Source organism: Stutzerimonas stutzeri, assembly GCF_024448935.1.
Lineage (GTDB): Bacteria > Pseudomonadota > Gammaproteobacteria > Pseudomonadales > Pseudomonadaceae > Stutzerimonas > Stutzerimonas stutzeri_AO.
The window spans coordinates 13614-28535 of the sequence record NZ_JAMOIE010000065.1 but is presented as its reverse complement, the minus strand read 5'-3'; the positions used below and the strand labels follow the sequence as shown (position 1 = coordinate 28535).

General features: G+C 54.8%; 13 protein-coding genes and 1 pseudogene. All 14 read right to left on the bottom strand.

Going from position 1 to position 14922, the window contains the following annotated elements; translation table 11 throughout:
* Positions 1-393, bottom strand: a 393-nt coding sequence (locus tag NA637_RS17285) for a reverse transcriptase N-terminal domain-containing protein (RefSeq protein ID WP_256073519.1), incomplete at its 3' end; no start/stop codon positions are given.
* 578 nt (positions 394-971) lie between these two features.
* Positions 972-2321, bottom strand: a pseudogene (gene tnpC, locus NA637_RS17280) (IS66 family transposase); the annotation flags it as partial.
* 62 nt (positions 2322-2383) lie between these two features.
* Complete coding sequence (gene tnpB, locus NA637_RS17275) at positions 2384-2719, bottom strand: IS66 family insertion sequence element accessory protein TnpB (protein ID WP_034139925.1); 336 nt, start codon at positions 2717-2719, stop codon at positions 2384-2386.
* Positions 2716-3039, bottom strand: coding sequence for an IS66-like element accessory protein TnpA (gene tnpA / locus NA637_RS17270; RefSeq protein ID WP_186352298.1), 324 nt, complete (start codon positions 3037-3039; stop codon positions 2716-2718). Before tnpA ends, tnpB begins: the two co-directional genes overlap by 4 nt.
* Positions 3040-3825: 786 nt before the next feature.
* The gene (gene pilM / locus NA637_RS17265) at positions 3826-4266 is read right to left on the bottom strand and encodes a type IV pilus biogenesis protein PilM (RefSeq protein ID WP_236384474.1); all 441 of its coding nucleotides are present in this window, start codon (positions 4264-4266) and stop codon (positions 3826-3828) included.
* A gap of 190 nt (positions 4267-4456) precedes the next feature.
* Complete coding sequence (gene pilV, locus NA637_RS17260; protein ID WP_236361971.1) at positions 4457-5785, bottom strand: shufflon system plasmid conjugative transfer pilus tip adhesin PilV; 1329 nt, start codon at positions 5783-5785, stop codon at positions 4457-4459.
* Positions 5775-6716 carry an ATPase, T2SS/T4P/T4SS family gene (locus NA637_RS17255; protein WP_236361969.1) on the bottom strand — a complete coding sequence of 314 codons (942 nt, stop codon included), beginning with the start codon at positions 6714-6716 and terminating at the stop codon, positions 5775-5777. The genes pilV and NA637_RS17255 overlap by 11 nt, the downstream gene beginning before the upstream one ends.
* 11 nt (positions 6717-6727) lie before the next feature.
* The gene (locus NA637_RS17250; protein WP_236361967.1) at positions 6728-7243 is read right to left on the bottom strand and encodes a type 4 pilus major pilin; all 516 of its coding nucleotides are present in this window, start codon (positions 7241-7243) and stop codon (positions 6728-6730) included.
* Between the two features lie 33 nt (positions 7244-7276).
* Positions 7277-8416, bottom strand: a complete 1140-nt coding sequence (locus NA637_RS17245) for a type II secretion system F family protein (RefSeq protein WP_236361965.1) — start codon at positions 8414-8416, stop codon at positions 7277-7279.
* Positions 8406-9965 carry a GspE/PulE family protein gene (locus tag NA637_RS17240; protein WP_236361963.1) on the bottom strand — a complete coding sequence of 520 codons (1560 nt, stop codon included), beginning with the start codon at positions 9963-9965 and terminating at the stop codon, positions 8406-8408. The genes NA637_RS17245 and NA637_RS17240 overlap by 11 nt, the downstream gene beginning before the upstream one ends.
* A 12-nt stretch (positions 9966-9977) precedes the next feature.
* A complete protein-coding gene (pilP, locus tag NA637_RS17235) occupies positions 9978-10550 on the bottom strand; it encodes a type IV pilus biogenesis protein PilP (protein ID WP_236361961.1) in 573 nt (190 codons plus the stop codon).
* Positions 10540-11871 (bottom strand): type 4b pilus protein PilO2, encoded by a 1332-nt coding sequence (gene pilO2, locus NA637_RS17230; protein WP_236361959.1) that lies wholly within the window; start codon positions 11869-11871, stop codon positions 10540-10542. Before pilO2 ends, pilP begins: the two co-directional genes overlap by 11 nt.
* Before the next feature lie 3 nt (positions 11872-11874).
* Positions 11875-13689 (bottom strand): PilN family type IVB pilus formation outer membrane protein, encoded by a 1815-nt coding sequence (locus NA637_RS17225; protein ID WP_236361957.1) that lies wholly within the window; start codon positions 13687-13689, stop codon positions 11875-11877.
* Entirely contained in the window at positions 13689-14831 is a 1143-nt protein-coding gene (locus NA637_RS17220; RefSeq protein WP_236361955.1) for a TcpQ domain-containing protein, read from the bottom strand. Before NA637_RS17220 ends, NA637_RS17225 begins: the two co-directional genes overlap by 1 nt.
* Positions 14832-14922 lie beyond the last annotated feature (91 nt).

Genomic DNA, 14922 nt, shown 5'->3' with positions numbered 1-14922 from the left:
CATGGCCCGGCATTTCATCGCGGGAATTCCAAGAGGTCTCGTTTTGCCGTTTTTCTTCGGAATAAGCACTCTCCGAAGCGGGAGCGGCGAGTAACCTCGCCGCGTCAACGACTCTATCGCGCCGAGCTTGGCCCTAGGCGTATTCCAAGTAACCTTGTCCACGCCGGGGGTATTTTTGCCTTTGTTTTCAGACACCCGTTTCACAGCAAATGCCTTGCCACTGAACGAGTGAGTCAGCAGCCATTGCAGGGCTTTCACCTTGTTATGTCTGCCATCTTGTACAGCCTTCACAATACGCGCTTGCAGCCCTCTGACACGACGTTGTACGGCGATCCAATCGATGCTGTCCCACGACGTGCCGGAAGGTGCACACGCCAATGCTGCTGCGTTCATTTGCTCTCCTTCCGTTGAAAGGGTTCTACCTACTCTCGTGTGAAGAGAGACCATGAGGACGTCTGCCCGCTTTCGCGTGAAGTGATGTTTCAACCTCTATCCAACCCATTACAGGACGGCGTTCGCTTTTTCCTCGTTCCTTCGCCCGCACCGCCATGGGCAATTTTTACAAACGGCTTTCCCTGACGGGAGCGATACGGGATTTCCACGTTCCGCTTACTGAAGTGCGTCGGGTTAGGTGCCTGCTATCGACCGGGAGGCATGTGGGTCACGAATGCGTAGTAGAAAGACGCAGTTCCCACCTCCATTACCATTTTGGTTCGAGCGTGTAAGCCATTTCCGCTCGCTTAATTTAACGATCGTTGCGCAGATTCACGTGTGTTCACCATACCAACTATCTAGCACTTGTCCGGCCATGGCTGCCAGAAGGGTACGCCTCTCACGATTGGTACCCCGCACCTTGCGGCGCCTCGTAACATTGTCGAAGGCGCTCTTGATTCAGCCTTCTAGATTCACCCGGTGACACGGGTGGTTCCCACCAAGGGGGAACAACTTCATTAAGCGACTTCGTGTCGCACTTCCGCCCAATTATTATCAATAGGTACGGCCCCGTCATTGAGGTAGCGCGACAGCGCTGCCCAGCGTTTGAGGCTGTAATCAAATGCTCTGCTGATGGCTGAACCTTCGGGCACAAGATCACGCTGGGCGATCATCCAGGCATGCAGCCTATCCATCACTGGCGCGGCTTTTTCTTGCCGTATTCGGCGCCGTAATTCCGACTCCAGGTCACGCACTTCGCTCTCGATTTCGTACAACAACTGGATGTAACGCAGGGCCTGCTCGGCGAGCTGGCTCTTGTTGGTGGCATGCAATTCGAAAAACTTGCGCCGGGCGTGGGCCATGCAGCCGATCTCGGTCACGCCGAGTTCGAAGCTGGCCTTGTAACCGCCAAAATCATCGCAGACCAACTTGCCTTTCCAGCCTTGCAGGAAGTTGCGAGCATGCTCACCGGCGCGGCTGGGGCTGAAGTCGTAGACGACAGCGGCTGTTTCGCAGAACTGGCTGGTGGCGTAAGCCCAAACATAAGAGCGGTGGGTTTTCTTCGTGCCCGGAGCGAGCATCTGTACGGGTGTTTCATCCGCGTGCACGACCTGCTGCCCGATCACTACGTCACGCAGGGCATCGACCAGTGGCTGCAACTGCACGCCCGTAACGCCGACCCATTGAGCCAAAGTGGAGCGTGGAATCGACAAGCCAGCTCGACCAAAAATCGATTCCTGACGGTAAAGCGGAAGATGATCAGCGAACTTCGCGATCATGACGTGGGCAAGTAATCCGGCAGTCGGGATGCCCTTGTCGATAACTTGCGCAGGTACCGGCGCCTGGATCAGCGTTTCACAGTCATCACAAATCCACTTGCCACGAACATGGCGCTCAACGGTAAACACGCCCGGCGTGTAGTCCAGCTTTTCGCTGACATCTTCACCGATGCGTTTAAGCGCACAGCCGCATGGGCAGTGAGTGTTGTCCGGTTCGTGATGGATCAAGGTGCGTGGGAATTCTGCCGGCAACGCAGTGCGCTTGGGCTTTTGCTTTTTCTCAGTTGTCGCTGGCGCGATTTGCAAGGCCTGAAGCTCGGCCTCAATCGCCGCGATATCGGTATCGATCAGGTCATCCAGCAGGCTGGCCTGCTGAGGATTCATCTGCTCGCTACGCTTGGCAAACTTCAAACGCTTGAGCTGTGCGATCTCGTGGGTCAGCTTTTCGATCACCGTTTGATCGCGGTTGATCTTCTTGCCCATGGTTTCGACCGTTCTGCCCATGGTCTCTACCGTCTTGCCCATGGTCTCCACTTGCGACAGCAACTGCGCAGCGAATGCACGCAGTTGGTCGGGAGTCATTTGATCGAGATTGGGCGAGGAAGTCATGCCGTGGATTTTACCAAAGCAGACCGCCTGCGACAGCAAACCAAGACGCTAATTAAAGTTTTTTAAAGCAGTGTAATTACACCGCCGACGCCAACACGTTGCCAAGGTAGGCCGAGCACCAAGGCCTGAAGTTGCTCAGTATCCAACTGCATTTCGCTGCCTTGTCGAAGGCCTGGCCAGTGAAACTTGCCTTGGTTCAAGCGACGTGCAGCCAGCCAAACGCCGATCCCATCATGTACCAACACTTTCATCCGAGTCGCGCGGCGATTGGCAAACAGATAAGCACAGTGCGGCTTCGCCGCACCGAAGACCTCGATCACCCTGGCCAGCGCAGTCTCGGTACCGGCGCGCATGTCCATGGGCTCGGTGGCGAGCCAAATGGCGTCGATACGGATCATCGCAACACGTCTCGAAGGAAAGCGGCGCAGGCAGCAGCACTATCGGTCGGCCAGTTCACTTTGACGGTGCCGCGTGGGTGCAGAATCTCAATGCTGATATTCGATGAAGGTGGGTGTGCCGTTATCTGCATGGGCAATGGGATAAATGCTGGTTGAAGCGCTGAGCTTTTGTGCGCGTGCACTCGAATCCATTTGTGGACGAGGTTGGCGTTGAGGCTATGGCTGAGGGCGACGCCGGCAATCGAAGCGCCGGGTTGGGCACACTCTTGAATGACCTGGGCCTTGAAGGATTTGGAATAGGAACGGCGTGTTGGCTGCATGACATACCCGCTTAAAAGGCTAGAACTGGTGCCCACTTAAATTAAGTGCACACCATGTCCAAGCGTTGCGGGGTTGGGTAGATGACTTGGCCGGACGCATACGTATGTGTCAAGCGGGGAGGGAAATTACTGGCGGGGGCTATGCAGATTGAACTCAGGGGAAGCTACCGAGGGTAGCTGCGTCAGCAGCTACCCTCGGTAGAAGTAAGACACATCACTCAGAAAAAAATACCACCTGTGAGAGACTGAGGCGTCATCGATCCCTGGGCTGTGATCTGAACGTCTCATTTTCTTCACCTGGCCGATTATCGTGGCTGAGGCCAGCAAACATTAGGCACGCATCCGCGCACAAAAGGAGCCCTGCGTTTCGCCGGCGGGCCACCGGCAGGGAAAAGCAGCTACCAAAGGGTAGCCTGATAATCCTTTGCAAGATCATCAGGCTACCCTTCAAGTGAGCTTTAAAAAGCGTGGGCCACAACACCAGTGTGGCCCTTAGACTAAGGTGCTTCGAACCTCAACAAAGCCCTGTGTGCCTATGAACTCGCAATTCACGAGTTAGACGGCTGCGTGTCTGGCTTGAACAGGGAGACACAGGGAGAGCTTTGAACCAGATCCGCACGCCCTTCCCGGAGCTAAGCGTGCTTTGGGGTTGGTGATGGGGCAAGCCGCATCACCGGGCGCTACTGATGACCGCCAGTAGCCAACGGGGTGGAAACGTTGTTGCGTGCATTATGTTGATAGGCAGGGGGATATGCAACCTGGCGTGCCAAGACGTCCAGCTCGGAGTTAATTGACGGCGACAATTGCACCTTCGGGTACGGCTGGAGGAATTGAAATTCCGGTAGCTCCGGTAACCGGTGAAATTAGCATTCCAGATCGCTTCACACCGACGACTGCCGACTGGGTCAACTCAACTAACGCTGAAGACATACCTGATGGCGCAACACCGTTGAAATAGGTGTAGGTTGTTCCTGCTGCGATATAAGACTCAACGCCAAGTGGTTTGACAAACCAGGCTGGTAGGCTAAGCGCAGAGTCGTTAGGTACTCCACTAAAAGTCGGGTTGGACCGAGCAAATTCGGTTGCTGCGGATCTGTAAACCAGAAAGTTGCGGCTTAGTGAGTCCAATGTTGCGTAATCAAATGCTCGCTGCTCTTGATTTTGAGTTTCAACAGAAACACCGGTGGCTATAATAAGGATCATGAGAATCACCCAGTGCATTGTCATGGTGCGGGCTCCTCGTAGGGTCGGTTCTGCCGTGAAAAATCAGATTTTCGTACGCTATCTATGATACGGATTGTCGTTCTCTTAACCCCTGAATCACGAGGTGTAACTACCCAGTACCTCGTCAGATTTCAGCCCACCCTCAAAATATATTTCCCCGACACGGCAAGGCGCTGACGGTCACGATAGAAACTCAACTTTTGATACACGTCGCGTACAGACTTTGTCCTCGTGGATACACGCTACCGACCGTTGAAACATACCAGTAGCCGTCAGGTCCGATATAAACACGCCCGTTAAAACTGTCATAGTTATTCAAAGATCCGGTATAGAATCCTGATTGAAAGCAGACGCCATCTGACGCCGGAATCATTCTGACCGCTTCGCCAAATCCAGCCGCAAACTCGCCAGCGATAACAATCTTCGAGGCATTGGTTTTCCACACGCCTTGTTGGCACGACAGCATTATTCCCACCGCGCTTTTTGCAATAAGCGTTCGATCACTACACGCTGTACCTTCGGTGGCTAATCCGCCTAAGGACAGGTATTCATTGGTCTGGATTCGATCATAGGCCGTTATCTTTCCGGTGGAACGCATTTCGCCTGCGAGCATCAAACCGCCGGTTGATAGGTTTTTATCGTTATAAATTTGGACCCAGTTTGGGCTATTTTGGTAGATGCCTCCTCCCCATTTTTCGCTATACCAGCCTGTGTCACCACGCGTTCTAAACCAGCCTCCGGTGTAGGTTTCACCTGTGATGTTGGCGGTTGCTGCGTTGATATTAGTGGTGACGGTGACATTACGGGCCGTAACGTCGCCACTGGCATTGACATTACCAGTGGCTGTGATGGTCGCCGCGTTGTTGATGTTGTGATTCCCCATTCCAAGATCTGTGTTCATGACGTTGAGCTCGGGGCGATTAGGCACAGCATTTCGATACAAATAGTCGTTGGCTAAGGCACCATCCATGAGAAAGAGTGCGCTCGCGGTATGTCCTGGGCCGGGGGCCATGGCGTAGTTACTTAGCGCGACCTGCCAGCCGCCCCGTACTCCCTGAACGATATTCGGGTTGGTTTTTGAAATAAAACCACCAGGCCCGCCGAGGTTTTCGGCGATGGCACGAATGCCCATCTCTGGAATTGCCTGCCCACCGGTGGTGACCACGATAGCTTCCAACTGGTTGGGGTTTGGTTTTCGGGCAAGGCCGAAGATGGTTTGTCCGAAAACATTGGTGGGGCTAAAGCCAGCGGGAAGGTAGTTGGTGTTGATCAGCATCGGCACTGTTATCTGAACCGGCACAGTGGCCGACGCGTTGGCCAATACAGTGCTGAAGTTGTCCTTCAGGTACTTGGCTTGAGCTTCGGCGATCGTTCTTTGTTGGTCGGCGGCAATGCGATAATCCTGGGCGTCCATTTGCTTGATTTGCCATACGATGGCAAAGGTCACAACGATGGAAAACACGACCAATCCGATCGCCATGTCCAGGCTCAAGAATCCCCGCTGTTTGTTTTTACTGGTCATTCCAGAGGCTCCTAGATGATTGGTGCGCGATGTCTTGATCGAGCAAGCTGACCTTTCCGGCATGGACTTTTTCCCGGATACCTGGTCCGTCATCGCCCGTGAACAGCAGGCTCTGCAATGTCAGGCGGCGGCTCCCATCAGCCCCCTTCGACAAAGACTGGTGAATGACCGCTACCAGTCCTTTGGAAAGCAGTTCCCGGGCGTTATTGAGTAATGGCTGAGCCAAGGCTGATACGCGCTCAATACCTTGAGTGACGCTGCCGGCATGGCCTGTGCAAATAATGAGATGGCCATTGATGGAGGCCTGAATGACCTGTGCTGCCGTCGAGCTATCGCGAATTTCCCCAACAAACAACAAATCGGCTCTCGTGCGCAGTGCCAGGATCAACGCCTCCTCATAGCCTCCCATACGGCGAGAAACTGGAACTTGAATACAGCGCCCATCACCGTGTCGACCATTCAGATAGGGTTCAGGAGGATCCTCGACGGCTACACAAATTCCTCCCCAGGCCTCAAGACGGGCTTTCACCAGCGATGCAGCGCTGGAGGTTTTCCCTGTGCCCATTTCTCCACAGATAAAGATCAGGCCGTGCACCGTGTCACTCATCAATGCATCTTGGAGATAATCGGGCAGGCCCAACATGTCCAACGGACGGATTTGAACCGAGGACTTGCTCAGGACAAACACTGGTTTGCCGTTTAAGTCCAGCAACTGGGTGACGCGAAGAACCACGCCATCTTCAATCAGAGCGAATTCCGGGTCCTGGGTCGCGACATGCTTTTCCTCACATAGCCCCCGTAAGCGCTCAAGGTCTGCCCGCCATTCGGCGGGCGCTTCAACTCTTCGCGCCTGCCCCGGGAGGCCTTTGGCATCGGCAAACCCGTCGCCTAGGTACAGGTCGACGAATTCAGCATCGGAGATCACGCTCACGCCGTACTCCTCTAGTAAGAAGTCCAGGCGATCGTATTGGCGTCCGAAGAGCAACTGGTCGAAGCCGCTACGGCGCTGATTTCCCCGGCGATGGCAGTACCACCGTTGATTGCCGTCGTCGTCTGTTTGTCCTTTGCCATATTAGAGGCAAGGGTAATGCAAGCAGTTTTGGGGAGATTGGTTTCGGTGATGGTAAAGGTCATTCCATTACTGACCACTGTGACAGAACCGTTCCATCGGTTGGACAAGGTCGTGCCATTTACGCTCATACCGCCGGTAGCTTCGAGGTTGATCAAAGATGGCGTCAAGTTGGTGCCTGCTGTGGCGTAGCCGGTCGTGCTTTTCAGTCTTTTAGCATTGCTCAGCAACGTGCCGAGGTTGCTTTGCTCAATGGTGACGTCCGAGCTTCCGAACGTCCTGTAACCCATGAATACGATGAAACCCAGTGCCACGGCGATCAGCATCAGCCAGAACATCCCATCCAAAGAAAGGAATCCCCGTTGGGCGTGGTGTGTATTTGTTGGCATTTTTTCGTACCTCGTTTTCTGTTTGCGTTTGAGTTAAAGCGTTTCAGTTACGGTGCCCGCCAGCTGGAATATCCCGATCACTACCAGAATCATCATGATTCCCATGGTCATGGAGGATGCTCCGATGAGGGACTTGGCGATTACCTCGACGCGTTGAAGTGTTTGTTCCAACCAGCGGTTGGAAAAACGCTCCATCGATTCGGCAAACCCTTTGCGTGTGGCGAGTACTTCAAGAAAGTGCATGGCCATAGGGTCGGGGAATTCATGACCTGCGAGTTTCAGCGCGGTGCCGAAGTTTTTGCCGGCGCTGACACCGTAGTGGATGGCGCTCAGCCGTTCCTTCAGCCATGGTGAGGCATTGCGCTGCAGAGACTTCAACGCATCGAGCTGGTTGATGCCTGAACGCAACATCACGGCCATGTTAAGAAGGAAGATCGAGCCGTGCAGAGCCTTGTAGACTGACCATGGAGGGAACCTTTCTGCTCGTACCCTCAAGGTCTGGAGGATCTTGTTCAGTTGCAGCTTCCATGACGGGCTGGCAGCGTTGATCTGAAGCCCGCAAAATACTGGTAGGGTTACAATAGAAACCAGGATGAATAAGACCACGCCTATCAATGTCACCAGCCCGTAATGGGTGACGAAGTTCGATAGGGCGTAGAGGAACGCCGGCACGCCTGTCCAGGCTTCGGGATTGGAGCGCTTTGTCATAGAGGGCACCATCCACACGGCGATGACGTACAGCAGCGCCGCCATCACGCTCCACACCACCGACGGGAAAACAGTGGCAGAGGCGACGAGCTTGCTGATCCGTTGGCGTATTTCAATGATCCTCACGCAGTCCCGAAAAGCCTGTACCAGGTTGCCGGTCTCTTCCCCGGACGCGATCAATGAGTTTTCGTCATAAGGAACCCAGCCTTCGCAGGAAACGCTTAACGATTTCCCCCCTTTTACTGATTGCGCGATATCCCGGCAGGCGAGTGATACGGGATGCTGTTTCTGGCCGTTATCACTGAATGCACGGGCCACGGTGAGCAGGGCGTCCTCAAGCGACACGCCATCCTCAAGAATGCCCATGAGGCTTTCATAAAACTGGATTCGTTCGTTCTTACCGAACTGCTTGGCGTAGAAGGTTTCGGCCCAACGCTTCAACGTCCCTCTCAAGTCACTCTGCATGGGCGAGCTCCAGGATTTGTCGGTCAAAGTCCAATGGACCTACCATCATTTCGGCATGACGCGGATCTACTAAGCCTTGTTTGAGCTTGATGATCGTATGAGCGGTCTTGGTGATACCGCCCATTTCCTTCACCCAGTATCGACGTGCTGCACTGGCCCCCTGTTCATTAAAAACACGCATGAAATTGAGGTCGGTGAGGAGTGTTTCCGCAACTGCGGTGCGGCTGATGACGCCTAAGCCTTTGCAGTGTGAACACCCTGGACCTTTCAAATAAGTAAAGTCGATTGCATGCAGGTCGCGCAAGCGCTGGATCAATGCACCGTTGAGCTGGTCCAGATGCGCTGTGGCTGGCACGCGGCAGTGAGAACACAGTTGAGGCAGCAGTGATTGATTCACAACGCTGGTCATTAGGGCCGGGTCAGTGACCAGGTAGCGATCTACACCCATATCGATCAGCCGTTGAAGCCCCGCCACGGCGTTGTTGGTGTGCAGTGTTGAAAGCACCAAGTGACCGGTCATTCCGCCACGGAAAGCTGCTTGGGCTGAGGCGAGATCCCGGATTTCCCCGTACATCAGAATGTCTGGATCCAGCCGCATGGTGTTGGTGATACCGTCGTTCCACGTTTCGCCAGCACCTAAAGGTGACTGGTTGGCCAGGATTGGATACTCAGGCGGATCCTCCATCGTCAAAATGTGTTTTGTGCCACCACACTCTTCATACAGTAGGTTCAGATTGACCTGCTGGGACTTGGATTTCCCGGACCCTGTTGGGCCTGTGATCAGGTTTACTCCATACGGCAAGCTACGGATGCGGCTGAATGCCTCAATTTGCTGGGGAAGAAAACCGAGATCCTCAAACGTCATTTTGGTTTTATCGTCATACAGCAGACGTAAAACCATCAGGGGGCCATCTACGAGCGGCCGGGTGGCGACCCGGGCGCCGAACAAACCGAGTTGTTCCACATAGGCACGCTTTATCCGAGCGTCCTGGCTGACCTGGGGCTGATAGTGATCTTTCGCTACATCGCACATGCTGTTGTAGAGCGACGAACAGAGCTCCATGCCCACCTGGCTCTGATGCTGTTCGGCTTCCCACAAAAGCCCGTGGATACGGAAAAAAATTCGAGTTATATCGTGACCTACGACAAAGTGGACGTCGCTCGCATTACGGCGGTGAGCTTCACCGAGAAGTTGGACCACCTGGGCCTGGCGCTTCGTTTCGGTGGTCGATAGGGCTCCACTATTTACATCTTCATTCGCTTGGTAGAGCGCCTTGATCGTGCTCATCGAGCAGACCTTGACTTCAAAGTGATGATTCTCGTGGTCCAACTGATCCTCGAATGCCATGACATAGGCATCCGTTTGGTGCTGGGCAGAGACGTACAAAATTCCATCGCTGGTCAACGCGCACAGTTGGCGCAGCTCCGGTTTCAGTTCAAACGGTCCTCCAGTGGCCGTTAGCAGTGTCTGGCGCGAGATTAGCAACGCTGCTGCAGACTCATCCGCGCACGGTTCTGTTGTATCCTGCGTTTCAACCAAGGTCGTCATTGCATTGCTCCCTCAAGGTTGTCCTGGAATTAGCCCAGGAAGGGCGGGAGGGAACTGAGGAACACTGGGAGTGGGCTCTTTATTTGTGGTGACGTTAATTGGTGGTCGATTCGAAAAACCGAGCGGATAGCGCTTGCCTCCACGCTCAAGGGTCACGTTTTCAACGGTAAGCGTGGCAACGCGGAAACCTCCGGGCAGTTCCTTTGAGGATACGTCGGCGTCTACTTCAAATCCGCCACTGTAGAGCAGGGTTGCACGCAACCGTTTTCCAGAGCCGAAGACGGCTTTCACCACAGGCAGGTCTTGCTGCGCTTCAGTGCTGCGGGCCGCAGATGTTGTTGATGGCGGGAAACTTCCTTGAGGGAAGATTGTGGGCGCAGACTGCGCCGCCACATTTTGGTCTTCGCCAGTAATGGATCTTTCGGCCTTGGCCCTTTCAGCCTTGGCATTCAAAAGAATCGTCTGGCTTTGAATGATGGCTAGCTCACCAACGTTGACCCCAGATGGCGTGTTTTCATTCGCCCAGCTCAACGGCGCCCCGAAAGCAATAATTGAAAACCAAAAGCACAGCGTTTTATTTCGCATAAAGGTCACCTATTACTGACCAGATAAGATGGCCGGACTTATATTCGGTTTTGATTTCACGCAGTCGCAGGCCTTGACCGGGGGCGCCGGATAGAGAGTCCAGCGGAGTAATTCCAGTGGCGTAGTGCAGCTCGAATAGCTTCCATTGGGGCGGTGGTGGCGGTGGTGGAGCAGGCTGACCAGGTATTGCTGGTTGGATCGGCACCACGACTGGCACTTCTTTCAGTACGGGGCTCTGTGTGAAGCTATGCAGCCAAGAAGACAGATTCGCCAGCATCACGATGGCTTCTTTGAGCGGTTCATCACCTGCTGCGGGAATCGAGAGGTCGAATTTCAAGGTCGCAGTGTTGCCTTCGTCAAAGAAGGCCGGCCGATCAGAAAAGTGGCCCTGGGTAGCCTGTATGAGTTTGTCGGCCGTGCTATTGCCCGAGCGCTTGTAGGAGGACAGTACCTGTGAGCCATCGCAGATGGCGCTTGTGAACTGCCATCCCTGGATGGATAAGGGCAGTTGATAAATGACGTTGCTGCAGTCCTCAATAAAGTCTGCAACAGAGGGACGTTTGGCCCAAGGGTGTTCCAGTGCTTGGGGTGTTTGTTCAACACCTGACTCTTTTTGTAGCCTGGCCAACTCCTCGAGGCGTCGTTGTTCAGCCTGGAAAGCAGCCTCCTTTGCGATTTGTGCTTGATGATTCTGCCATTGAGCCCAGCCGATGACGCCGGCAGCGACTATCACTCCAAGAATCACCAACTGCATCAGTTCAGCTTTGGATAACCCGAAAACGAGTGGTCGGAGTCGATATTCACGTTTCAGGTTCGAGGGTTGAAGCAGTTCCTCGATGTCCAGAGGTTGCCCGCCCATTTCGAACTCTAAGGGCAGGTACTCGTGGGTGAAGCTGATGCCACGACTGCGTTGCTGCGCGACTCGGCGTCGAACCTCGGCACCTGTACCAATCATGTCGCACCCAGAGATCACCCCACCCTGATATACAGCGACTAAGGCGTATTGGTCGAGGTCGCTTTCCGTTCTCCAGGCGGCAATCCACGAGTCACCTAACTGGCCTGCGAGGGTCGCCGCGAGCGAGTACATGCCCTTGGTGACGTCGTCACTGCGGGCCACAAATCCAGCCTGAATGATGGCAGGAGTTCTTCGAATGGCGACAATATCTAATTGGTGTTCACGACCGTACTGCCGTGCTTCCTTCATGTGGCCGGTTACACTGCCTAGTGGGTGCCAGCGCAGGCCGGTGACGAATGACTTTCCTCGGTGTTGCAGTACCTGGACACGGGCAGAGCGTGCGCTTCTTGAGGTGTTGTCGGTCATTGTCTACCCCTTAACCCCGGCGCAAAGGCGAAGTGGGCTCGGGCAAACTCCGCAAGGGTCGTTGGCGACAGGCGCATTCAGAGTGCTGGGGCTTCCTGTGTCGCTGTCTACAACAGGTGTGATCAGCACCACGAGTACGTTATGGCCGGTTTCGCGAAGACGGCTACCGCCTAACCCGAAGAAACTCGGATCGCCGACACCTGACTTGGTCGCGTTTTCGGTGTTCTCCTCAAAACCGGTCAGCACCAGAGTTTGACCGCTGCGGAGTTTGACCTTAGGCGACAGGTTCTTGGTGTCGTAGTCCGCTGTCTGGACGCTGGAACCGTTACTGGTAAAGGTTGTAAAGGTCGGCTTGCTGCTCATGCTGAGGGTGATCATCAGCAGCATATTGTCCTGGTCGATAATGCGCGGTAGCAACATCATGTTGAAACCGCTGGTGATGGTCGCAGGAGAGAGTGATGTGGATGATCCAACGGACGCCGTTGTGGTTGTCGAGCTTGATGCAATATAACTTTGCACATTGCCGATCTGGATCGGTGCCGGCTGGAGATTCAGCGTGGTGACCGAGGGCGAGCGGACGTTTGAGATTCGGCCTTGTTCCGAAAGGGCTTTTATAATGAGACCCGAGCCAGCCCAGGGGGATTTCGACGTATCCAAAATGCTCAGGGAACCCGAGACCGCTCCGGTGCTGATTCCCGTGGTGGCATTTTTCAGGGAGAAGCCCCATTTGTTGTTCAGGGACGTGTAGACCGCCGTCCAGTCCAAGCCGGTCTGGTCTTTGTCGGTGAGCGATACCTCGAAAACTTTCACATTGAATAGCACCTGGCGAGTGATGCTACGGTTGATCGAGTTCAAGTATGTGGCGACATTTGAAAGCACTTCAGGCCGGTCATTGACTGTCAGGGTACCGGTGGATCGAGAAAGGAACATACGACCAGCAGGTTGCTGACTTAGCATGGCTTTGACGTTTTTTTCGATATCCCCGATCAGCGATGTCTTGATGGTGACGGTGGTGCTTTGGTTGCTACCTGACTCACCCGAGGCGCCTGTTGACGAGGACCCCCCCCCTCCACCACCGGAGCCGCTTCCACTGCCTGTGGCGGTGAGCAAGCCTGATTTCACGGTACTCTCGATGACCTGGTCATCACCAAATGCCCAGACATCGAACGTCTTGGTGTCGAAATAGGTGATGCGTACGCTGCGATCTTCGGAGGAGTAGTTCCACGCCAAGCCCTGTTGGGCTGTGACTTGATTCAGCAAACCAGAAAGCTTGCCGCTGTATTTAATGGGGAACGTACTGGGCGCTGACAATCCGCCCATACTCATCGACCGGACATTGCTGGGCATGTTGCCGATGACACCGGCGGGCATGAAGCTGGAGAGGTTGTCCGGCGACGTCATAACCGGTGGAGCTGTTGTCCCTGAGTTGCCTTGATTTGGGCTGGATAGGACGCTTGGATCGATCGCATCTGGAGCCACGATGACTGGAACGCCACACTCGCTGGTGATGTAGTGCGCGACCTCTGCGATCCCAACGTTGTAAGAAGGGCGATAAGTAATGTCGCAATCCATGGTCAGCGGCAAACCGCGCTTGGCGACCATGGGTTGTTTTGAGACCCATGGCTTGTCGCTGAACACCACGGTTTCGCGTGCAGGCTCTTGTTGCTGATTGCGAAGGAAGCGGCTGTATTGGGAGGCGGTCGCTGCGTCGTTTTCAGCGCGTCCGGCCGATTCATTCACCCGTTGCAGAGAGCATGAGCTAATCAGTGCCACGACCAGTAATGAGGCTGTGCTTCGGATCCAGAGGCCTGCAGTCATCATTTTTTCCTCTCTGCGATGTAAAGCACCAACTGTGCTGGGCTGCCGTCTACGACGAATGACCGAGGGGCTGAGTCGTACAGCGGAAAGATCTCTTTGATAGCCTCCTCAAAGCTGCCCTCGAATCGAAGCGGGGCGTCAATTGGATAATCCAAGTCGTCGACCTTCCAAATCAGCGTCCACTTAGCCCTTGCTGCCCAGGCTTCCACGGTTTGCCGAAGTGTTGAGCCAGTGGTCGCCGTCCATATCTGGGCCAGCGGCTTTGGAGCGGTTGCCACTGCGAGAGCAGGTTTTGGCGCGACGGAGGCACTTGGGGCAACGTTTTCAGATTTCCCAATGCTTGCAGGCTGAGTGGATGCAGCGCTGATCGGGGAGGTGAGTTTCTGGCTCGATGTGGGCTTACCGGAATACGTCGTAATAGAGCCGTCCTTGGCGGGCACTACTGGGGTAGTAGATGCTTGGGGTGCAGCTGCTGGTGCCGCAGAAGCGGTTTTGATCGGCGCCGGTGTCGGTACGGCGGCGACCACAACGGGGCTGGGCGTTTCGCCGCCAGGAGTGATTTTTGGGGCCGCTGCAGCTGATGGAGTGGAAGGTATGGAGGTGGCTGCCACTTGTGTTGGCGCAGTACGCGATGATTCCGGGAGCTGGTAACCAGGACGCAGCACGTAACACACCTGGCGATTCACTTCATCAACCTTCACCTGCCAAGCCGGACCCGCAAGTACTTGCAGCGTGTTGCGCAGTGTCATGGGTCCAAGCTTGTACTGGGCCGCTGGGAGTGGTCGCGTGTAAAGGATGTTGACGTGACCAGTGTCGGGCGAGCACAGCGTGTAGCCTGAACGGTCGACGACGTATTGCATGGCATCGCGCACATTGGGGTGCATGTTGGCAGGAATACTGATGTCAATGATCTGAGCCATCAGGTCACGCTGACCCGAGTCAGGCAAGGTACTGACCAGGGTGTAACGACCGTAGCGCACGACCGGTTCCTTTTCAGGCACGGCGCCGCTGGGGTAGAGGTCCGGCGTCAACATATCCGGATTACGGCTGCTATCAAATGCCGGCTTAGGCGTCTGTGGCGTGTGGGTTGCGCAACTGGCGACGAGCGCGAGCAGGGAGAGTGTGGTGAAGTGCCTGATCATGTGCCGAAAGGCCCCCTTTGATGATGGAGGCACAGTGACAGCCAGTCATTGACGGCGCAGTAGGAAATAGAAAACCGCGACGTGGGGTATT

What these genes read in the sequence shown, in the direction of transcription:
- tnpB (WP_034139925.1), bottom strand. Translation starts at nt 2,719, where the DNA reads ATGATCCGTATCGACGCCATTTGGCTCGCCACCGAGCCCATGGACATG.
- pilM (WP_236384474.1), bottom strand. Translation starts at nt 4,266, where the DNA reads ATGACAATGCACTGGGTGATTCTCATGATCCTTATTATAGCCACCGGT.
- NA637_RS17240 (WP_236361963.1), bottom strand. Translation starts at nt 9,965, where the DNA reads ATGACGACCTTGGTTGAAACGCAGGATACAACAGAACCGTGCGCGGAT.
- NA637_RS17220 (WP_236361955.1), bottom strand. Translation starts at nt 14,831, where the DNA reads ATGATCAGGCACTTCACCACACTCTCCCTGCTCGCGCTCGTCGCCAGT.
- tnpA (WP_186352298.1), bottom strand. Translation starts at nt 3,039, where the DNA reads ATGCAGCCAACACGCCGTTCCTATTCCAAATCCTTCAAGGCCCAGGTC.
- NA637_RS17245 (WP_236361965.1), bottom strand. Translation starts at nt 8,416, where the DNA reads ATGCAGAGTGACTTGAGAGGGACGTTGAAGCGTTGGGCCGAAACCTTC.
- NA637_RS17225 (WP_236361957.1), bottom strand. Translation starts at nt 13,689, where the DNA reads ATGACTGCAGGCCTCTGGATCCGAAGCACAGCCTCATTACTGGTCGTG.
- pilV (WP_236361971.1), bottom strand. Translation starts at nt 5,785, where the DNA reads ATGACCAGTAAAAACAAACAGCGGGGATTCTTGAGCCTGGACATGGCG.
- pilO2 (WP_236361959.1), bottom strand. Translation starts at nt 11,871, where the DNA reads ATGACCGACAACACCTCAAGAAGCGCACGCTCTGCCCGTGTCCAGGTA.
- NA637_RS17250 (WP_236361967.1), bottom strand. Translation starts at nt 7,243, where the DNA reads ATGCCAACAAATACACACCACGCCCAACGGGGATTCCTTTCTTTGGAT.
- pilP (WP_236361961.1), bottom strand. Translation starts at nt 10,550, where the DNA reads ATGCGAAATAAAACGCTGTGCTTTTGGTTTTCAATTATTGCTTTCGGG.